Raw genomic sequence first — 18,323 nt, forward strand, 5'->3', positions numbered from 1 at the left:
CGTTTCCTCTTCCTAGATTGCATATTCCAGCGGTTGAATCCGGACCTTGTCAATATTTCGGCCATTGAGCTTGACCACTTCGAAGGCGAGTCGGCCAGAGTTGAAGCGCTCGCCCTCATGCGGCAGATGGCCAAGGCCCCACAGGATGAAACCGGCCAGCGTCGAATAACGATCCGTCTCATCGACAAGATCGATGCCGACCAGCTTCGAGAGATGGCGAATGTCGATCCAGCCGTCGACGGTCAGCGATCCGTCTTCACCCTTGTCGATCGTCAGCGGCTCGTTGTCCTCGTCGGGGAAATCGCCGGCGATCGCCTCGAAGAGGTCCGTCGTGGTCACCAGCCCTTCGATCTCGCCATATTCGTCGAGCACAAGCGCCATGGCCTGGTTTGCCTGCCGCAGCCGCTCCATCAGCTTCAGCACGTTTATGCTCTCATGCACGGCGAGAGGCTGGCGGATGGAGCGCTGCAGGTCGATCTCGCCCTTCTGCATCAGGTCGCGCATGACGTCGCGCGCACTGGCGATACCGACGAAATCGTTGAGGCTGCCGCGCACGACCGGAAAGCGCGAATGGCCCATCTCGATGACGCGGTGCTGCTGCTCCTCGCGTGGCTTGTCGAGATCGAGCCAGACGATATCGGTGCGCGGCGTCATGATCGAGCGGACAGAACGATCCGCAAGCGTAAGAACGCCGTGGATCATGTCTTTTTCCTCGGCGGAGAAGACCTCTTCGCTGATGGTTTCCTTCGTGCTCTTCTCGGCGGCTTCGCCATGCGCGCCCTGCGGCCGTTTCGCACCGAGCAGGCCAAGGACGGCATCGGCGGTGCGATTGCGGATGTTGGTTGGCGTGATCAGCCGTTCCTTGTTGCGCCGGGCAAGCTGGTTCAGTGTTTCGATGATGATCGAGAAGCCGATGGCCGCATAGAGATAGCCCTTCGGCACATGGAAGCCGAAGCCTTCGACGACAAGCGAGAAGCCGATCATCATCAGGAAGCCAAGGCAGAGGATGACGACGGTCGGATGTTTCGAGACGAAGGCCATCAGCGGCTTCGACAGGAACAGCATGACGCCAACGGCGAAGATGACCGCAACCATCATCACCGAAAGCTCCTGCACCATGCCGACGGCGGTAATGACGCTGTCGAGCGAGAAGATGGCGTCGAGTACGACGATCTGGACGATCACCTGCCAGAAGACCGCATGGACGAGCTTCTTTTCGCCTTGTGCTTCATGTCCCTCCAGCCGTTCGTGCAGTTCCATCGTGCCCTTGAACAAGAGGAACAGGCCGCCGAAGATCAGGATGAGGTCGCGGCCGGACAGGCTGAAGCCCCAGATTGAGATCAGCGGCGCCGTCAATGTCACGACCCAGGCAATGGAGGCAAGCAGCGCCAGGCGGATGATGAGGGCCAGTGCCAGGCCGATCATGCGCGCCGCGTCGCGCTGATGCGGCGGCAGCTTGTCGGCCAGAATCGCGATGAAGACGAGATTGTCGATGCCGAGAACAATCTCGAGAACGATCAGGGTAGCAAGACCGATCCAGGCGGAAGGGTCGGATAGCCAGTCGAAGATCATCAATATGCAAGTTTGGCGCCGGCCGTGACGGGCCTGCCAATTCTTTCCTTCTGTTTGTCGGGTGAGATGCCGCGCGCCAACATTACCGCGCGGCTCATACAGCCGTCGCTATCCGGATCGCTATTTGTCGGGCCGGTTTTCCTGGAGCAGGAACTATAAGGCTCGCTTTCGGGCATGGGCGGCAATCTGGACACGAAATGAGATTTGCGCAAGGGCTTCGGATAAATCAGTCTATCCGGATTGCATGACACTTTTTCGAAAATGTCTCTGCACCGCCCGGTTGAGGCGAGCGGTGCGGGCAACTATCGGGATTTCTTCGTTGAGGCTGCCAGAGTTCAAAATTTCGTGATGACGCTGATGCCCTTGCCCTCGGCCTTATCAAGCGTCATCAGCGCCGGCACCGCCTCTTCCAGGCTGATCCGGCGGCCGATGAGCTTCTGCGGCGCGATCTTGCCGGCGGCGAGCATGTCGAGCATGGCGTCGTAGCGCCAGGCCTGCATGCCGTGGCTGCCATAGATTTCCAGCTCGTGGCCGATGACCTGCGCCATCGGGATCTGCGGCGTCGCGTAGTCGCCGAGCATGAGGCCGACCTGCACGTGCCGGCCGCGCCGGCGCAGGTTCTTGATGGAGTTGAAGCAGGTGGCGGGGTGTCCGAGCGCGTCGATCGAGACATGGGCGCCGCCCTTGGTGATTTCGCGCACGGCCTCGGCCACATCGGCGACCTCAGCCGCATTGATGGTCGCGACCGCGCCGCACTCGCGGGCGAAGGCGAGCTTCTCGTCGGAAATGTCGATGGCGATGGCATTGGCGCCGAGCGCACTGGCAATCATGATCGCCGACAGGCCGACGCCGCCGCAGCCATGCACGGCAATCCATTCGCCGGGCCGCGTCTTTGCCTGATCGGCAACGGCGCGGAAGGAGGTGGCGAAGCGGCAACCGAGGCTTGCCGCCGTCGCATCGTCGACCGTCTCGGGCAGGTGCACGAGATTGGTGTCGGCATAATCGATGGCGACATATTCGGCGAATGAGCCCCAGTGGGTGAAGCCGGGCTGGAATTGGCTGGGGCAGACCTGCTGGTTGCCGGAATGGCATTCGGCGCAATGGCCGCAGCCGGAAACGAAGGGAACGGTGACGCGATCGCCGACCTTGAAACGAACGACGCCGCGCCCGGTCGCGACCACCTTGCCGGCCAGCTCGTGGCCCGGCACATGCGGCAGCTTGATATCGGGATCATGACCCATCCAGCCATGCCAATCGCTGCGGCAGAGCCCGGTCGCGCCGACGGCGATGACCACGCCGTCTTCGCCGGGTGTCGGGTCGGGCAGGGTGCGGATTTCGGGCGTCGCCTCGAAGGCCTCGTAATACATCGCTTTCATGGGAGTTCTCCCTCTCTCCTGACGATCCGTTCCACCCATCATTTTTCCTGATGGACCTATTCGTCAAGTTGTTGTTTCGACGCATGAAAATTGCGCTATGAATGCGGTATCGGGCGCTTTGTTGCAAATGGATTTTGCTGCGCAGTTTCCGCTTGACCCTCGGGTTGCACGGTTATTTGCTCTTCGCCACCCAGAGCAATTCCAGCAAAAGTGCAAAGCCGTTTTGCGTCTGGAATTGCGAGAAAACAAAAAGATAGAGCGGTTCAGAGATTCCCTGAAAAGCTGAAGTGCCCTAGGAGAGGAAACACCATGTCCGTCGATACGTCGCCCCGCACCGCCACCTGGACCTATGTCGAGGGAGAATGGCTCTCCGGCAATCCGCCGCTGATCGGGCCTACCTCGCATGCCATGTGGCTTGGCTCGACCGTGTTCGACGGCGCACGCTGGTTCGATGGCATCGCACCCGACCTCGATCTTCATTGCCAGCGCATCAACCGCTCGGCCGTTGCCATGGGGCTGAAACCGATCAAGACCTCCGAGGAGATCGAGAAGCTCGCCTGGGAAGGCATCAAGAAATTCGACGGCAAGACGCCGATCTACATCAAGCCGATGTATTGGGGCGAGCATGGTTCGCCGGGCAGCGTCGTCGCCGTCGATGCGGAATCGACGCGCTTTGCCCTCTGCCTGTTCGAAGCGCCGCTTGGCGGCACCGGCGGCATCACGCTGACGGTCTCGCCCTTCCGCCGCCCGTCTCCGGAAACGGCGATGACCGACGCCAAGGCCGGCTCGCTCTATCCGAACAGCGGCCGCATGATCCTGGAGGCGAGGGGCCGCGGTTTTAACAATGCGCTGGTGCGCGACATGAACGGCAATGTCGTCGAGACGGCGTCGTCGAACGTCTTCATGGTCAAGGACGGCATCGTCTATACGCCGGTCGCCAACCGCACTTTCCTTGCCGGCATCACCCGCGCCCGTGTCATCGGCCTGCTGCGTCAGGAAGGCTTCGACGTGCGCGAGGAGACGCTCTCCGTCGAGCAGTTCATGGCTGCCGATGAGATCTTCACGACCGGCAACTATTCCAAGGTCGTCAGCGTCAATCGCCTCGATGGCCGCGAATTCCAGGAGGGACCGGTCGCTCGCAAGGCGCTGGAGCTTTACATGGATTGGGCACACGGCCGCAGCGCCAGCGAAGAGTGAGCCGCCGTCAGCTCAGCCTCGAAGGCAACCCTCGTCATGCTGTAGGAGGCAAAGGGCTCGTCGTGATAGGTGGTCTTGCGCGGCTGCGACAGCCCGAGCTTTTGCGCGACGCGGATGGATGCCGCATTTCCAGGGGCGATGTCGGCGGTTACACGATCGAGTTCAAGTGTCTGGAAGGCGTGGGCGAGGATAGGCTTTGCCGCCTCCGTCGCATAGCCCTTGCCCCAGGCAAGCCTGTTCAGCCGCCACCCGATCTCGATGTCAGGCCCGATGGCATCGGCGGGTATCAGCAATATCCAGCCGAGGAATTGCTTGACGTTATCCTTGGCGCGGATCGACCAATAACCCAGGCCATCGCCGAAGTCCGCCTCGATGCGGCCTTTCACGAAGGTTCGATGCGCGACCACATCGTGCCACGGGCCGGGAATGAATTTCGTCACCTCCGGATCGCGATCCATGGCCAGGCAATCGTCGATATCGTTCATAACGCGTGGGCGCAGGATCAGGCGGTCGGTTTCAAAAGTCGGAAGCACCGCGTTTCTCCACTACTGTCGAGACAAAGGCAAAGATCCAAATCGGCAATATTTAAGCGTGAACTCAATCCGAAATAAACGGCGTAAAAGCCGTTTCTGTGCTATTCTGAACATGGTCGGCATAACCACTAAGGAGGCCGCCATGAAAATTCCTCTTCCTGCTTCCGTCTATCTTTTCGACTACTACGGGCTGTTTTTGCAGCTCTGCGTCGTCGCGGCGATTGGCTTCGTCATCTATTCGATGCTGTTCGGATTGACCTGGTGACATCGGAAGCGATCGAAGCCGTCGGCCTTCATCGGGCCGCCGGATTTGTTTTGTCGTGAGGTTGTTGACGATGAGCCTGAGCTTTCCCAACCGCAGTCGCAGTTACGACGCCTCGACAAACCGTATTCGCTTCATCGGCCACGATGGCATGTTCGAGGTTCCGTTCCTCGTCGATGCGGATGTCTTTCCGGGTGCCAGCACCGAAGCGGCCTATCTTGCCGCCTTCGATGCCGGACGCGATGTTATCCAGAGGGCCGCAGCGAAAGCCTATGGCTACACGCGGCGGCGCCTCTATATCCTGACGGCCAGCGATTTTCGCTGACGAGATTATTCCGTCTCTTTCTTCGGGCTGACCCACCAGCAATAGACGGCTCCGACCGCCAGCAACACGCAGGTGCCGAGGAACGCGGCGCGCATGCCGACATGCCCGCCGACGAAGCCACCCATGACCGGGCCTGCCACCTGGCCGACATATTGCGAGGAAATCGACAGCCCGAGGATGCTGCCTGTCGCCGCATCCGGAACATTGTGCCGGATGACGGCGGTGATGCAGGGCAAAAGGCCACCGAGCGCCACGCCCATCAGGAAACGCAAGCCGATCAATTGCCAGGCCGAGGTCACGAAAGCCTGCGGTATCAACAGCAGTGCCGCAACGGCAAGCGCCGCCGTGATGACGCTCCAGTAGCCGATACGGTCGGCGAGCTTGCCGAGCCAGGAGGATGACAGGATGCTGCCGAGCGCCGCAGCGGCCATGACGACGCCCGAGATCATCGTCACATTAGCGTCCGTGACGAACTGCGCGACGTAGACTGTTATGATCGGCTCGATCGACATGTTGGCCAGCATCAGCAGCAGGCCGAGCGACAGCATGGCGACGACCGGGCGCTTGTCCGGAATCGAGGCCCAGCTACCGCTGGCCTTCGCGGCCTTCTTGCGTGCCGTGGATTTCTCCTCCTTGATGAGGAAGGTCGTCGCCAGGAAGGTGATGAAGATCACGCCGCCGGCCAGCAGGAATGTGCCGCGAATGCCGATGATCGGCGGCAGCGCCCCGCCGATCAATGGTCCCACGAGGTTACCGGCCATGATGCCGGCGGACAGCGTGCCCAGCGCCCAGGCCGAGCGATGCTTCGGCGTTTGCGCGGCCACCAGCACCATCGATCCCGAGGCATAGCCGCCGGCAAGGCCGGTAAAAAGGCGCAGCGCCACCAGCTGCCAGACATTGCCGGCCATGCCCATCAGCGAGATGGCGACCGTCATGCCGAGACTGGCGCGGATCAGCATCAGCTTGCGGCCGTAGATATCGCCGAGCCGCCCCCAGAGTGGCGCGACGAAGGCGGCGGCAAAGAAGGTGGCGCCATAGGCGATGCCGGACCATTGCACGATCGCGGCTTTATCGGCGACGCCGAGTTCCTCGACATAAAGTGGCAGGAAGGGGAGCAGCAGCGTCATCGCCACGATCGTCGTGAACGAGCCGACGAGGCAAATCATCAGGTTCCGCATCCAGTGAGCGGTTTCCGGCTCGGCCGGTGCTGCTGCATCCCATCTCGTCTCGGTCATTTCTCGGCCTTTGCATTCAATGTGTAAAACAGTTCCCGGCTGCCCGATGCCAGGATGTGACCCTTCGCCGCGGCGATGAGGTCGGCGCGGGTGAAGAGGTCCGGAAGGTTCAGCCTGTCGACGTCGAGCGCATAGACGGTGACGTGGTAGCTGTGGACACGCGCGTCATTCCAGGGCGGGCAGGCGCCCATGTAACCGCCATGCGGCCCATCCTTCAAGTTGCCGCCGCCGGCGCCATTCTGGCCGCGCCGTCCATAGGCGGTGCGCTCGAGCGGCAGGCCATTGGCCGAGGGGCCGTTTCCGTCCGTGCCTTCGGCAAGCCTGGTGCGCGACGCCGGGATATCGGCCAGAACCCAGTGAACGAATTCCATCCGCTTGAAATCCTTCGGAATGGTCTTGTCCGCCTTGTTGAACAGCGAGAAATCCGTGGGCACATCGGGATCGACCATCGTCAGCGCATAGGAGCGCGTTCCCTTCGGCCCCTTCGACCAGGAGACGGCCAGGCTCTTGTTGGGGCCGGGCGCGGATTTGTCTGACGATGTCGAAATACAGGAGGCGTTTTCCGGCAGCAGCATCCGGCCATCGCTCTTTGGAAGCGTTACCTTGAGATCGGCCGACAGGGCGGGCGTGGCGACGGCTGCTGCGATGATGGTGGCGTTCAGAATATCGAGCACGGTTTTCATGATGTTGCCCTTTCGCGTTGCGGCTCCTGTGAGCCTTCGAGAGCAGGTCTAACAAATCTGGGTCGAGCGTCGGCGCACGCAAACGCTCAAAATGCTGTCGCAAACGCTCACGCGCTGCGAAGTCGGTCGGCAAAGCGTCGTGGCGAGCGATAGCCTGTCGCAAGCGCGGCTTCACGCAGCGACAGCCCGTCTTCGGCAAGAAGGGTCGTTGCCAGCGCCACGCGCTCGCTGGCCAGCACCTCTCGCAGGGAAGCGCCCTCTCGTGACAACCGTCGCCGCAGCGTCGCGTTGCTGGTGCCGAGCTCGGCGGCGATGAGATCTGCCGTCCATGACCGATCCGGTTGCCAGCGCACCAGCGCCCGCACCGCTTCGGCTGTTGTTTCCGGCGAACCGGGCAGGGCGCCGCGCATGCCGAGCACCATGAGGATTTCGAGAAGCCTGTGTTCGATCAAGGGGATCGGCATGTTGCCGCCGGCAATGCCTTCGCCCGCATGGTTGATGGCAGCGGCGAGCAGTGGATCGAGCGGCAGGTCTGCCTGGGAAGCCATTTGGGCAGGCGGAAAGGCCTTGGCCGCGCGCCGTGTCAGCTCCTCGGGGAAGGTAATGAAGATTGCCCGGTAGACGCCAGTCTGCGGATCGGGATCGTTGACCACATCGCCACTCCAGCCGGCCGGCAGCACAAGCACCGTACCGGCCGCAAAGTGTCGCTGCCGCCCCATGCTGACGATTTCCTTGGAACCTTCAAGGATGGCGACGATTGAAGCCTGTGAGAAGGCCGAGCCGGCAATGCGCTCGCGTTCGCGCGTGACGAAGGTGAAAAGCGTGCAATAGCTGCCGATGCCGGTCGGCGCGACCGCCGGACGATTGTCCTTGGCCGCCAGGCGGCGCAGCTTTTCCAACATCTGATGATGAGCCTCGGACACGATGATGGCTTCCTGCTGATTGGGGATATTGTGGAGTTTGGACCACGCGGGCAGCAATGCCAAGTCCGCGAAGCGCCTTGTCGGTTCGCTCGCCTCATGTTATAAACCGATTGCATTTTGCAATCAGATTGAGATTGGCGGATTGAAGATCGCCCTGATACAAAGGAGGAGGCAGATGATGAGCTCTCTCGAAAATACGCGCTGTGATATGGTCAGGCGCCTGTTTGCAGCCTATATCGCGCAGCATCCCGATCTTGTTGATCCCTTGCTCACCCAGGACTTCACCTTCTCCAGCCCGCGCGACGATCATCTTGATAAGAAACGGTATTTCGAGCATTGCTGGCCGAAGGAGAAGGCTTTTCGCGCCATTCACATCGAACATCTGGTCGCCGACGGTGACGACGTGATCGTCGGCTACCGCGCCGAGAAGATGGATGGCGGCAGCTTTCGCAATGTCGAGCTGATCCGCTTTGCTGGCGATCGCATCGCCGAGGTTAATGTCTATTTTGGCCGGAACGTGTAACGGCTAGCTGCTGGCTTTCGCCATTGCCGCCGCAAGCGCAGTGGTCGGGCCGGTCATCGGTTGCGGGTGACCTTCCGGAAGGAGGTGCCCGGCATCGGTCATGGACGCCTGCGCGAAAGCGATCGTAACATGGCCCTCGTCATGAGCAGCCTTCGCGGCATTGGCAATGGCGGCGAGATAGGCGGACAGATCGCCTGCGCGAAAATGTGCCCATGCACCGGGAACCAGCCGAACCTCGATCTTGGCACCTGTCGCCTTAGCCGCTGCTTCGAAAAGTGCAGTCGTTGGCGCGATTGTCGTTTCGACCGTGCAGAGGACGATGACCTTGTCACCGCTCCTCACGGCCTTTTCGGCCAGCATCGCATCAGCCCGGATGATCGGGGCTCCAGCACCGGTCGTGATCTTCGACACTGCCGGGCCGAGCGTCGAGCAGTTGAGCACGACGGCATCGGCATCCTCCGCCAGATGCCAGAGAAGCGCTGCTGTTTCTGCTGAAATCTCATCCGTCAGGCGCCCCACCTTTTCGGCGGCGAGGAGAAGGTCGGCCCGGACATGATGACGCAGCGTGCCATCAGGCAGCCCGAGCGCCTTCGCCGCCGCCTCATAGACGGCGATGTTGCTTTCGGCGGTGTGCAGGCAGGCGATCGTCATGGGGTTCCTACCAGAGCTGAATATCCGTGAACCTAGCCACGGCAGCCTCTTTTGTCGACGTTTTGTCGCGGCATTCCGCCCTGTATCGAAACATCATTATATGCAATAAGATAAATTTCTAAGTCGGTGCTATACCTAATTGAAAAATAGGGCAATTTTTGCTCCCGCGTGCAACTTTTTTGGCATGTCGCCGGTTGCTCTTCCGGGCGACCGCTCCTATGTTCCGGTTCACCTGCCGACCGCAATTTTTTGCCAAGAGGAGATATGACCATGGCTTTCGAATTGCCTGCACTTCCTTATGATTACGACGCCCTTTCGCCTTTCATGTCGCGTGAGACGCTCGAGTATCACCACGACAAGCACCACAAGGCCTATGTCGACAACGGCAACAAGCTTGCTGCCGAAGCGGGTCTTTCCGATCTGTCGCTCGAAGAGATCGTGAAGAAGTCTTTCGGCACCAATGCAGGCCTCTTCAACAATGCAGCCCAGCACTACAACCACATCCATTTCTGGAAGTGGATGAAGAAGGGCGGCGGCGGCAACAAGCTGCCGGGCAAGCTCGAAGCAGCCTTCGCCTCCGATCTCGGCGGCTACGACAAGTTCAAGGCCGATTTCGCCGCTGCCGGTGCAACGCAGTTCGGCTCCGGCTGGGCATGGGTTTCCGTCAAGAACGGCAAGCTCGAAATCTCCAAAACCCCGAATGGCGAAAACCCGCTCGTTCATGGTGCAGACCCGATCCTCGGCGTCGACGTCTGGGAGCACTCCTATTACATCGACTATCGCAACCTGCGTCCGAAGTACCTCGAAGCCTTCATCGACAGCCTGATCAACTGGGACTACGTCCTGGAGCGCTACGAAGCCGCTACGAAGTAAGGTTTGCCGTATAGGCTGGCTTTCGCACCCGGCGTCTTCCTGGCGTCGGGTGTTTTCCTATGAGCAGCCCTATTGATCTATCCGTGCGCCGCATGGCGGCCCCGGGGAGACCGCCCAAGGAGGCTGAATGCCATCAGCACCGCTCTTCCGCTTTGGTGTCATTGCCGATCCGCAATATGCAGATCTTGAGCCCAATCTAACGCTCAATCGCTATCCGGCGAAAAGCCTCGACAAGCTTCGCGAGGCAATTGAGGAGTTCAATCGGCACGATCTCGCCTTCGTGGTGACCCTCGGCGATATCATCGATCGCGAATGGAAGAGCTTCGACGCCATTTTGGCCGTCTACGAAGCCCTGCGCCATCCCAAGCATTTCCTCCTCGGCAATCACGATTTCGCCGTGGCATCGCAACATCTCGGCGGCGTATCCGCCCGTGTGGGCATACCCTCGGCCTATTACGATTTCGATCATTCCGGCTATCGCTTCATCGCGCTCGACGGCAATGAAATCAGCGTTTTTGCCCCGCCGGAAGGCGATCCGCGCCGGCAGGAGGCGAAGGAATTGATGAAGCGCCTGGGGGATTCGGGCGCAACGAACGGCCAGCGTTGGAACGCAGCCATTGGTGAGGCGCAATTCGACTGGCTTGCCGCAAAGCTGCGGGAGACGAAGACGGTGGGCGAGAAGGTCATTATCCTGAACCATTATCCGGTCTTTCCGGAGAATGCCCACAACGCCTTGAACAGCGACCGCATGCTTTCGCTTCTGGCTAAACACGACCATGTCGTCGCCTATCTCAATGGCCACAATCACGCCGGCAATTTTGGAGTGTCGGGCGGCACATACTTCGTCAACTTCAAGGGCATGGTCGATACCGAAGATACGAGCGCCTATGCGATCGTTGCCGTCTACAATGATCGGCTGGAGGTTACGGGCTTCGGACGCGAGGATAGCCGGGTGCTGGTGCTGCCGGGCGCTTGATGAATCCCCTGTGTGGTTTGACATGGGGAACGATCCGCACCGTTGAAAGTTTAGGAACGGAGGCTGCTGTGAGGCGGAGCCGATGTTTCCGACACTGCAAATTCTGACAATCCTAGTCGTGGCAGTCGCCATGGCACTGGCGCTGGCGCATCTGCTGGAGCTGCCGGGCAAAATGCGACTGTCGAGAGAAGACTATATGACGGTTCAGCGGATTTATTATCCCGGATTTACGATCGGCGGCGTTGCCGAGCCGATCGGCATTCTTTTGCTTCTGCTTCTCCTGTTCCTGACGCCAGCCAACATCATCGCGTTCTGGCTGTTTGCCGCCGCCTTTGCTGCCATGGCTGCCATGCACGCAGTCTTTTGGTTGCTGATACAGCCGGTAAACAATTTCTGGCTCAAGGATGCCGAGCTGAAAGGGTTGGGCGCTGGGTTCTTTTCCCATGATCCGGTCGGTGGCCATCGGATCGAGACCGATGCCGAGGCGGACTGGACCATGCTGCGTGATCTCTGGGAATGGTCGCATGCCGCACGCGCTGTCTTGGGATTACTGGCTTTCATTCTGTTGGTGACTGCGATTGCTCTATAGCGGTGCGCAAACCGAGAGTTGATCTGTTATTACTCCGCTGCCATCCGCATCTCGGTCACATCCCTTTTCGGCGGCGTGCCGAACATGCGCGTATATTCGCGGCTGAACTGCGAGGCGCTTTCGTAGCCGACCCGATAGGCGGCTGTCTCGACATTGGCATGGCCGGCAGCCATCAGACGGCGGGCTTCGAGCAGCCGCATCTGCTTCTGGTATTGCAGCGGGGTCATCGAGGTCAGCGTCTTGAAATGCTGGTGGAAGGAAGAGGGGCTCATGCGCGCGACAGCGGCCAGCTGCTCGATCCGCACCGGCTCCGCGAAATTGTCACGCAACAGGCGGATGGCATCGGCGATGCGCCGGGTCTGTCCGTCCGGCAGCACCAGCTTGCAGACCTCGCCGCCATTGGGGCCGGTCAGCAGCCAGAAGCAGATTTCCCGCATGATTACCGGATAGAGCACTGGAATAGCGCTTGGCGTCGAGAGCAGGCGAGTCAATCGCACAAGGCAGTCGGCCAATTGCTCACTCAGATCCTCGACGAATATGCCGAGATGAGCGCCGCCTGTCGGTCTCGGCGGCCTGTCGAGCTGCTCCATCACTTCGCGCATCATGCCGACATCGAATTCGAGGGAGATGGCGATATAGGGCTTCTCGACGCTCGCTTGGATCACCCTGCCGGCTGCGGGCAATTCGATGCTGATGATCAGCGCCTGCATTTCGGCATAATCGATCACCCTCTCATTCAGCATCAATTGCTTGGCGCCCTGGAGAATGACGCAAAGCGCCGGTCGATAGATCATCGAATGCGGCATTTTCGGCTCGGTCGAGCACATGACGTGCAGGCCATCGATGGCGGTTGAAAACACTCTGCTATCGCCGCCGCCATTGGCTTTCATGAATTGCATGATCGCATCTTTAAGGGCCGACGACATAGGCGGTCTCCAGGACAAGGGGCTATTGCATCATCATAGCAGTGGCATGCCAGCGAACAAGGCAGTTGGAGGAATAGGCAAGAAATTCGCGAGTTCCGGCATTCAAGGAAATGGCCTTGAGGGCGTAATTTTCTGTCATCAGGCATTCCTTGGAGACGCTGCAATGACGACTGAAAATATCGATAAATCAAAGAGAAAGATCGCGATCATCACTGGCGGCAGCCGCGGTCTCGGCCGCAACACCGCCATTCACCTCGCCCGGCGTGGCGTCGATACCATCCTGACCTACAATGCAAATAAGGCAGAAGCCGATAGCGCCGTCGGCGAGATCGAAGCTCTCGGTCAAAGGGCCGTGGCGTTGAAGCTCGATGCCGGCAATGTCGCGTCCTTTGACACTTTCGTTGCCGAAGCCCGCCACGCACTGCAGCAGGGCTGGGGCCGCGATCGCTTCGACTTCCTCGTCAACAATGCCGGCACCTCCTATCACGCCTCCATCGCCGAAACGACGGAAGCCGAGTTCGACAAGCTCTACAACGTCCATCTCAAGGGCGTGTTCTTCTTGACGCAAAAGCTGCTGCCCTTCCTTGATGACGGCGGTCGCATCATCAACATTTCTTCCGGCCTTGCCCGTTTCAGCAATCCGGGCTCGTCCGCCTACGCGGCCATGAAGGGCGCGGTCGAAGTGCTGACGCGCTATTTTGCCAAAGAGTTCGGCCCGCGCGGCATCACGGTCAACACGGTGGCGCCCGGCGCGATCCAGACGGATTTCAGCGGCGGTATCGTCCGCGACAATCCCGAGGTCAACAAGATGGTCGCTTCCATGACGGCGCTCGGCCGCGCCGGCCTGCCCGATGATATCGGCCCGATGATCGCCTCGCTGCTGTCGGACGACAATCGCTGGGTCAATGGCCAGCGCATCGAAGCCTCGGGCGGCATGATCCTTTAGTTAGCAATGGTAGATCTGTGGAATCTGCAACACCTCAGCCGGCAGCGGCTGGGGTGTTTATCTGCCAGCCATTCACCCAGATCTGCCTGAGGCTATCGCCTTCGCCCTTGAACCAGAGGCCGGTCGGCTGGCAATCCTCGATCCGGTCGCTGCGGAAATTGCGGATTGCCTGGCGCAATTCGCACCAGGCGACGATATTGGCGGTTTCGGCATAATAGATCAGCGCGATCGGCCGGATGATGCGCTCACTGGCACGGCCGAGCTCATCGCGATAGGCAAGGTCCAGCTTTTCCTCGTCGCGAATGGCGCGTCGCACCAGGGCCAGATCGATCGCCGAGGCAGAAGGTGCGGCAAAGCCCCAGGCATGCAGCGCATTGGCGTCGAGCGTCTGGCGCAATGGCGCCGGCACGGCGCCGGCGATCTTCGCGGTCACGCGCTTGGCCGCCTGCTTCAACTCGGCGTCGCCCGTGCGTTCCAGCAGCGCCAGCGACAGAACGATCGCCTCCATTTCCTCGATCGAGAACATCAGCGGCGGCAGGTCGAAACCGGGCCTGAGGATATAGCCGATGCCGCGCTCGCCCTCGATCGGCACCCGCATCGCCTGTAATGCCGCGATATCGCGATAGACTGAGCGTACCGTCACCTCAAGACGGTCGGCAATGTCGGCCCCCGTCACCGGCTTCTTGGCCAGCCGCAGGATCTGGATGATCTCGAACAGGCGCGACGCCTTGCGCATTTCTTGCCTCGAAGATGAAGGCTACTGACAATACATCGTCAGTTGGCTCGCTTTATATGACTGTCTATCGACTTGAAAATCAACCATTTCCTCTCCTGATTTCGCGGAGAGGGCGATAGGCAACTGACATGGGTTACGCAGAAAATCTCTGGCTCTTCTTCATCCTTCTCTTGGGCATCATCATCGTGCCGGGCATGGACATGCTGTTCGTGCTCGCCAATTCGCTCACCGGCGGCAGCAATCGCGGACTTGCCGCAACGGGCGGCATCATGCTCGGCGGTGCGGTGCACTCGCTGAACGGCGCTATCGGCATTGGGCTGCTGATGCATTTCGTGCCCGTTCTCTTCAATCCGCTGCTTGTCATCGGCGGAGCCTACATGGCTTACATCGGCTATACGCTGATGCGCAGCTCCATCACCGTGGGAGGCGAGGGGCCGGCCGGCAGCCGTTCCGCCTGGAAAGCCTTCCGGCAGGGGGCGGTCACTTGCCTCATCAATCCCAAGGCCTATCTCTTCATCTTCGCCGTCTATCCGCAGTTCCTGAAGCCGGATTACGGCCCGATGTGGATACAGGCCGTCATCATGGGAGCCATGACCATCGCGACGCAATTTGCCATTTACGGCGGACTTGCCATCACTGCCGGGCGCAGCCGCGACCTGCTGGTCGCCAATCCCAAGGCAACCGCATTTGCAGGCCGCGCGGCCGGGCTGCTGCTGGTCGCGGTTTCGGCATTTACGGTCTGGGAGGGCCTGAAATTGGCGTGAGGGCTGATGCGCCGAATGTGTGTGTCGATTGCATGACACTGATTTTACCAAGAGCATTTCCAGGAAAAGTGCGCAGCGGTTTTCCGTCCGGAATGCGTAAAAGCGAAAAGATAGAGCGTTGTCGCGATTCAAAGAAACGCGGAAACGCTCTGTCTCTCACCACTTTGTGACTTCATTGCCGGAAGGGAAACCGGCAAACATGTCGCCGTAATCATGCGCCGGGCCGCACGCGCGGTCTTGAACACCCGAGAGCTAGGAGAACGAAATGAAGTGGAAAGCGATTGTGATGGCGACGGCTCTGGCCGGCATCGCACTGGGTTCGGTCGTCGCAGCCGACGGCACGCATGATTCCCGCATCGGGATGATGAAGAAGATCGGCGGCGCCACAGGGGCTCTCGGCGCGATTGCCAAGGGCGACAAGCCTTATGATGCCGATATCGTCAAGGCATCACTGACCACGATCGCCGAAACCGCCAAGGTTTTCCCGGACCAGTTCAATCCGCAGAGCGACAAGACTGACGCCGAGGTCAACCCGAAGATCTGGGATAACCTTGATGACTTCAAGGCGCACGCCGCCAAGCTTTCCACCGATGCCGAGACGGCACTCGCCCAGCTCCCGGCAGACAAGGCCGGCGTCGGCGCGACGTTGAAGACACTCGGCGGCAGCTGCGGCGCCTGTCATCAGGCCTACCGCATCAAGAAAGACTAAGCGGTAGGTCAGTCTCGTCTAAAATAAGATCTAGCATCCGCATCGGTCCTGCCGGTGCGGAGCTTTTTGGCTTTAAAGCTTGGGGGTAACGTGATGGCGCGGTTTGTCCGGTGGTTGCTTTGTCTGTTCGGCGTCATCATCCTTGGCTGTGGCGCCTTCTATGTTATCACCGCGCCATCGCCCTTGCCGGCGAGCCATTGGGCCAATCTCGGCGATCCAGACGTCAAGAACGGTGGGATGGTCTTCTGGGCGGGCGGCTGTACGAGCTGCCACGCTGCTCCTGGTGCGCAAGGCGATGCCAAGCTGGTGCTTTCGGGAGGCCTGGCACTGACAAGCCCTTTCGGTACTTTCCACGTGCCGAATATCTCGCCGGATGAGAAGTCCGGGCTCGGTAGCTGGACGCTTGCCGATTTTGGCAATGCCATGAAGCGCGGCGTCGGAAAGAACGGCGAGCATCTCTACCCGTCCTTTCCATACGGCTCTTACACTCGCATGAGCGACAAGGACATCAACGATCTCTGGGCGTTCCTGAAGACGCTGCCGAAGAGCGACAATGTCGCCCCGCCGCATGAGCTGCCCTTTCCCTTCGATATCAGGCTGGCGCTCGGAGCCTGGAAATTCCTCTATCTCAACGACCAGCCGCGCGTCGTGCTTGCCAATGCCGACGAGAAGATCAAGCGCGGGCAATATCTCGTCGAAGGGCCGGGACATTGCGGTGAATGCCACACCCCGCGCGACAGCCTGGGTGGCTTCGTGAGCGGCCAATGGCTGGCGGGAGCGCCCAATCCGGAGGGCAAGGGCCAGATCCCGGATATTACGCCCGGCTCCAAGGCGATCGGCAGCTGGAGCGCCGGCGACATCGCCAACTACCTCGAAACCGGCTTCACCCCGGATTACGATTCCGCCGGCGGCTCGATGGCCGAAGTCCAGCAGAACATCGCCCACCTGCCGGCAACCGACCGCGAGGCGATCGCGGCCTATCTGAAGGCGCTGCCGGCGAAATGATGCTCAAGCGGCGCTTGCGCGCTTGGCGAGATAGAGATGCGTCTCGTAATGCAGCTCGAATGCGCCGCCATGCACGTTGATGGCGTCAGCAAGCTCGGCAAGCAAAGCTTCTCTTCGATCCTCGGTCAAAAGCCGGTAACTCGAGAGCGTACGCAAAAGGTCGGTATAGCTCTGCGCCGTGTGCGATCGGCTCCAGGGATAGCAATGATGCATCGGAGCTTCGAAATAGTCGGACTGCTGGAGCTCCCGAGCAAAAGGGCCGTCGGGTAGATACCAGGCCTCCACAGGCGGGCCAGCAAGCTGCGGGGCATGGCGGGCATAGATCTCGGCAAACTTTTTGGATAGCGGCGGTTCCGGCCTAATCGGCACATTGCCGAAGACCGCGAGTGTGCCTTCCGGCGCGAGGAGGGCGGTGGTCCTGGTAAAGCGCAGTTCTGGCGAAACCCAATGGAAGGATTGTGCCGCGAATATCAGCCTGAAGCTCTCCGGCTTGCCTGGCCATGCTTCGAAGGTGGTTTGCTCGAATCGCACTCGCGGAAATTCCGCCAATCTTTCCTGGGCAATTCCAATCAATTCCGCGCCGGGATCAAGCGCGAGGATGGAGAAGCCACGGCGCGCAAAGCCCTCGGTCGCCTGTCCGGTGCCGCAGCCGATTTCGAGAATCTGATCCTTGGCTTCCAGCCCGGCAAAATCGATGACATCGGCAAAAAGCGCATCGGGATAGAGCGGGCGGGAAGTGTTATAGAGGCTGGCGACACCATCGAATGTGAACCGCTGTTCCAAGTCGCACCTCCAGTTGCAGATCGAAGCTGACAGCCATTTTTCTAGCGCATTTCCGGTCAAGCTTGTAGCCACGGGATTCGGCAACAGGAGAGGGTGGTCGTGGACGCAAGGGTGGCGCGGAAGGTTCCTTATTTCAGCCAATGGGAAACGCCTGACATGACACTGGCTGTTGTGGCCGAGGGTGCACAATCGGCCTTGCTCAGGGATCCGCTTTGGGCGTCATCCGGCGCAAGCAGCGTCGAGGATTATGCCCGCTGGGCCGGCAATCTTTGCGGCATGGCCTGCCTGAAGATGGTGCTCGCCGCCCGCACCGGCGAAACCATTCCGATCATGGAGCTGGCCATGGGCTGCCGGGAGTATGGCGGCTATGTCGAGGCGGCTGATGGCCGGATCAAAGGCTTGATCTATGCGCCGTTCGTCCCCTTCGTCCGGGATCGCTTCGATCTGGCTGCCCGCGTCGTCACCGGGATTGCCGTCGCTGATATCGCCGATATCCTCACGCAGTCGGAGTTTTTCATCGCGTCGGTGCATCACTCGATCCGCTGGCCCGAGACCGAGCCGCCGGTCAAGGGCGGCCATCTCGTACTTGTGACGTCTATAGACGGAAACAGCATCCGCTTCCATAATCCCTCCGGTCACATCGATGCGACGCGCGAGAACGCGGAGATGCCACTGGAGGTGTTCGAGAGGTTTTTTGCAGGCCGCGGGATCGCCATCGATCGTTAAATCAATATCG

22 protein-coding genes are annotated in these 18,323 nt (G+C 60.2%); 12 read left to right on the forward strand and 10 right to left on the reverse strand.

Translation table 11 applies throughout. The annotated features are described in order from the left end of the window. Positions 1–12: 12 nt before the first annotated feature. Together GA0061103_RS09470 and GA0061103_RS09475 are read right to left on the reverse strand one after the other, a co-directional pair. Positions 13–1,572 carry a TerC family protein gene (locus tag GA0061103_RS09470; RefSeq protein WP_092710080.1) on the reverse strand — a complete coding sequence of 520 codons (1,560 nt, stop codon included), beginning with the start codon at positions 1,570–1,572 and terminating at the stop codon, positions 13–15. Positions 1,573–1,907: 335 nt separating this feature from the next. Continuing rightward, positions 1,908–2,948 (reverse strand): zinc-dependent alcohol dehydrogenase family protein, encoded by a 1,041-nt coding sequence (locus tag GA0061103_RS09475; RefSeq protein WP_092710083.1) that lies wholly within the window; start codon positions 2,946–2,948, stop codon positions 1,908–1,910. Positions 2,949–3,257: 309 nt separating this feature from the next. On the opposite strand from GA0061103_RS09475, the gene GA0061103_RS09485 reads away from it, so the two are divergent. Then, entirely contained in the window at positions 3,258–4,145 is an 888-nt protein-coding gene (locus GA0061103_RS09485) for a branched-chain amino acid aminotransferase (RefSeq protein WP_092710089.1), read from the forward strand. On the opposite strand, the gene GA0061103_RS09490 is transcribed toward GA0061103_RS09485, so the two are convergent. Continuing rightward, a complete protein-coding gene (locus GA0061103_RS09490; RefSeq protein ID WP_092710092.1) occupies positions 4,103–4,678 on the reverse strand; it encodes a GNAT family N-acetyltransferase in 576 nt (191 codons plus the stop codon). The two genes, GA0061103_RS09485 and GA0061103_RS09490, sit on opposite strands and share 43 nt — an antisense overlap. A gap of 142 nt (positions 4,679–4,820) precedes the next feature. Here GA0061103_RS09490 and GA0061103_RS35560 point away from each other — a divergent pair, with 142 nt between their 5' ends. Continuing rightward, on the forward strand, positions 4,821–4,943 hold the full coding sequence (locus tag GA0061103_RS35560) for a hypothetical protein (RefSeq protein ID WP_280949797.1): 123 nt from the start codon (positions 4,821–4,823) through the stop codon (positions 4,941–4,943). 70 nt (positions 4,944–5,013) lie between these two features. Next, entirely contained in the window at positions 5,014–5,265 is a 252-nt protein-coding gene (locus tag GA0061103_RS09495) for a DUF1488 family protein (protein WP_092710095.1), read from the forward strand. A gap of 5 nt (positions 5,266–5,270) precedes the next feature. Here GA0061103_RS09495 and GA0061103_RS09500 read toward each other — a convergent pair whose 3' ends face one another. The 3 genes from GA0061103_RS09500 to GA0061103_RS09510 form a co-directional block, all read right to left on the reverse strand. Further along, a complete protein-coding gene (locus GA0061103_RS09500; protein ID WP_092710098.1) occupies positions 5,271–6,500 on the reverse strand; it encodes an MFS transporter in 1,230 nt (409 codons plus the stop codon). After that, on the reverse strand, positions 6,497–7,183 hold the full coding sequence (locus GA0061103_RS09505; RefSeq protein WP_092710101.1) for a YbhB/YbcL family Raf kinase inhibitor-like protein: 687 nt from the start codon (positions 7,181–7,183) through the stop codon (positions 6,497–6,499). Before GA0061103_RS09505 ends, GA0061103_RS09500 begins: the two co-directional genes overlap by 4 nt. Before the next feature lie 107 nt (positions 7,184–7,290). Continuing rightward, positions 7,291–8,106 carry a helix-turn-helix domain-containing protein gene (locus GA0061103_RS09510; RefSeq protein ID WP_092711216.1) on the reverse strand — a complete coding sequence of 272 codons (816 nt, stop codon included), beginning with the start codon at positions 8,104–8,106 and terminating at the stop codon, positions 7,291–7,293. 178 nt (positions 8,107–8,284) lie between these two features. Between GA0061103_RS09510 and GA0061103_RS09515 the strand changes: the two genes are divergently transcribed. After that, positions 8,285–8,629 (forward strand): nuclear transport factor 2 family protein, encoded by a 345-nt coding sequence (locus tag GA0061103_RS09515; RefSeq protein ID WP_092711218.1) that lies wholly within the window; start codon positions 8,285–8,287, stop codon positions 8,627–8,629. 3 nt (positions 8,630–8,632) lie between these two features. Here the strand turns inward: GA0061103_RS09515 and GA0061103_RS09520 are convergent, their stop codons facing one another. Next, positions 8,633–9,280 (reverse strand): aspartate/glutamate racemase family protein, encoded by a 648-nt coding sequence (locus GA0061103_RS09520; protein WP_092710103.1) that lies wholly within the window; start codon positions 9,278–9,280, stop codon positions 8,633–8,635. Between the two features lie 270 nt (positions 9,281–9,550). On the opposite strand from GA0061103_RS09520, the gene GA0061103_RS09525 reads away from it, so the two are divergent. The 3 genes from GA0061103_RS09525 (at position 9,551) to GA0061103_RS09535 (ending at position 11,718) form a co-directional block, all read left to right on the forward strand. After that, complete coding sequence (locus GA0061103_RS09525) at positions 9,551–10,153, forward strand: superoxide dismutase (RefSeq protein WP_047627512.1); 603 nt, start codon at positions 9,551–9,553, stop codon at positions 10,151–10,153. A 127-nt stretch (positions 10,154–10,280) separates the two neighbouring features. Then, entirely contained in the window at positions 10,281–11,129 is an 849-nt protein-coding gene (locus GA0061103_RS09530; protein ID WP_092710106.1) for a metallophosphoesterase, read from the forward strand. Positions 11,130–11,211: 82 nt separating this feature from the next. Beyond that, positions 11,212–11,718: an anthrone oxygenase family protein gene (locus GA0061103_RS09535; protein ID WP_092710109.1), complete on the forward strand. Its 507-nt coding sequence runs from the start codon at positions 11,212–11,214 to the stop codon at positions 11,716–11,718. A gap of 29 nt (positions 11,719–11,747) precedes the next feature. Here GA0061103_RS09535 and GA0061103_RS09540 read toward each other — a convergent pair whose 3' ends face one another. Beyond that, the gene (locus GA0061103_RS09540) at positions 11,748–12,644 is read right to left on the reverse strand and encodes an AraC family transcriptional regulator (protein WP_092710112.1); all 897 of its coding nucleotides are present in this window, start codon (positions 12,642–12,644) and stop codon (positions 11,748–11,750) included. 163 nt (positions 12,645–12,807) lie between these two features. On the opposite strand from GA0061103_RS09540, the gene GA0061103_RS09545 reads away from it, so the two are divergent. Then, complete coding sequence (locus GA0061103_RS09545) at positions 12,808–13,590, forward strand: SDR family NAD(P)-dependent oxidoreductase (protein WP_092710115.1); 783 nt, start codon at positions 12,808–12,810, stop codon at positions 13,588–13,590. Positions 13,591–13,624: 34 nt separating this feature from the next. Here GA0061103_RS09545 and GA0061103_RS09550 read toward each other — a convergent pair whose 3' ends face one another. Then, complete coding sequence (locus GA0061103_RS09550) at positions 13,625–14,326, reverse strand: helix-turn-helix transcriptional regulator (protein ID WP_092710118.1); 702 nt, start codon at positions 14,324–14,326, stop codon at positions 13,625–13,627. 128 nt (positions 14,327–14,454) lie between these two features. Here GA0061103_RS09550 and GA0061103_RS09555 point away from each other — a divergent pair, with 128 nt between their 5' ends. The 3 genes from GA0061103_RS09555 (at position 14,455) to GA0061103_RS09565 (ending at position 16,804) form a co-directional block, all read left to right on the forward strand. Further along, positions 14,455–15,090 (forward strand): LysE family translocator, encoded by a 636-nt coding sequence (locus GA0061103_RS09555; protein ID WP_092710122.1) that lies wholly within the window; start codon positions 14,455–14,457, stop codon positions 15,088–15,090. A gap of 265 nt (positions 15,091–15,355) precedes the next feature. Then, the gene (locus GA0061103_RS09560; protein ID WP_092710125.1) at positions 15,356–15,799 is read left to right on the forward strand and encodes a c-type cytochrome; all 444 of its coding nucleotides are present in this window, start codon (positions 15,356–15,358) and stop codon (positions 15,797–15,799) included. 90 nt (positions 15,800–15,889) lie between these two features. Beyond that, the gene (locus GA0061103_RS09565; RefSeq protein WP_092710130.1) at positions 15,890–16,804 is read left to right on the forward strand and encodes a cytochrome c; all 915 of its coding nucleotides are present in this window, start codon (positions 15,890–15,892) and stop codon (positions 16,802–16,804) included. Between the two features lie 3 nt (positions 16,805–16,807). Here GA0061103_RS09565 and GA0061103_RS09570 read toward each other — a convergent pair whose 3' ends face one another. Next, positions 16,808–17,587, reverse strand: coding sequence for a class I SAM-dependent methyltransferase (locus tag GA0061103_RS09570; RefSeq protein WP_092710133.1), 780 nt, complete (start codon positions 17,585–17,587; stop codon positions 16,808–16,810). Positions 17,588–17,662: 75 nt separating this feature from the next. Here GA0061103_RS09570 and GA0061103_RS09575 point away from each other — a divergent pair, with 75 nt between their 5' ends. After that, the gene (locus GA0061103_RS09575; protein ID WP_092710136.1) at positions 17,663–18,313 is read left to right on the forward strand and encodes a C39 family peptidase; all 651 of its coding nucleotides are present in this window, start codon (positions 17,663–17,665) and stop codon (positions 18,311–18,313) included. Positions 18,314–18,323: the final 10 nt, after the last annotated feature.

The sequence above is a fragment of the Martinezella multihospitum genome, assembly GCF_900094585.1.
GTDB lineage: Bacteria > Pseudomonadota > Alphaproteobacteria > Rhizobiales > Rhizobiaceae > Rhizobium > Rhizobium multihospitium.

Bases quoted from the DNA above. Each gene is read 5' to 3' on its own strand.
- GA0061103_RS09470 (WP_092710080.1), bottom strand. From the start codon at position 1,572: ATGATCTTCGACTGGCTATCCGACCCTTCCGCCTGGATCGGTCTTGCT.
- GA0061103_RS09475 (WP_092710083.1), bottom strand. From the start codon at position 2,948: ATGAAAGCGATGTATTACGAGGCCTTCGAGGCGACGCCCGAAATCCGC.
- GA0061103_RS09485 (WP_092710089.1), top strand. From the start codon at position 3,258: ATGTCCGTCGATACGTCGCCCCGCACCGCCACCTGGACCTATGTCGAG.
- GA0061103_RS35560 (WP_280949797.1), top strand. From the start codon at position 4,821: ATGAAAATTCCTCTTCCTGCTTCCGTCTATCTTTTCGACTACTACGGG.
- GA0061103_RS09495 (WP_092710095.1), top strand. From the start codon at position 5,014: ATGAGCCTGAGCTTTCCCAACCGCAGTCGCAGTTACGACGCCTCGACA.
- GA0061103_RS09500 (WP_092710098.1), bottom strand. From the start codon at position 6,500: ATGACCGAGACGAGATGGGATGCAGCAGCACCGGCCGAGCCGGAAACC.
- GA0061103_RS09505 (WP_092710101.1), bottom strand. From the start codon at position 7,183: ATGAAAACCGTGCTCGATATTCTGAACGCCACCATCATCGCAGCAGCC.
- GA0061103_RS09515 (WP_092711218.1), top strand. From the start codon at position 8,285: ATGAGCTCTCTCGAAAATACGCGCTGTGATATGGTCAGGCGCCTGTTT.
- GA0061103_RS09520 (WP_092710103.1), bottom strand. From the start codon at position 9,280: ATGACGATCGCCTGCCTGCACACCGCCGAAAGCAACATCGCCGTCTAT.
- GA0061103_RS09525 (WP_047627512.1), top strand. From the start codon at position 9,551: ATGGCTTTCGAATTGCCTGCACTTCCTTATGATTACGACGCCCTTTCG.
- GA0061103_RS09530 (WP_092710106.1), top strand. From the start codon at position 10,281: ATGCCATCAGCACCGCTCTTCCGCTTTGGTGTCATTGCCGATCCGCAA.
- GA0061103_RS09535 (WP_092710109.1), top strand. From the start codon at position 11,212: ATGTTTCCGACACTGCAAATTCTGACAATCCTAGTCGTGGCAGTCGCC.
- GA0061103_RS09540 (WP_092710112.1), bottom strand. From the start codon at position 12,644: ATGTCGTCGGCCCTTAAAGATGCGATCATGCAATTCATGAAAGCCAAT.
- GA0061103_RS09545 (WP_092710115.1), top strand. From the start codon at position 12,808: ATGACGACTGAAAATATCGATAAATCAAAGAGAAAGATCGCGATCATC.
- GA0061103_RS09550 (WP_092710118.1), bottom strand. From the start codon at position 14,326: ATGCGCAAGGCGTCGCGCCTGTTCGAGATCATCCAGATCCTGCGGCTG.
- GA0061103_RS09555 (WP_092710122.1), top strand. From the start codon at position 14,455: ATGGGTTACGCAGAAAATCTCTGGCTCTTCTTCATCCTTCTCTTGGGC.
- GA0061103_RS09560 (WP_092710125.1), top strand. From the start codon at position 15,356: ATGAAGTGGAAAGCGATTGTGATGGCGACGGCTCTGGCCGGCATCGCA.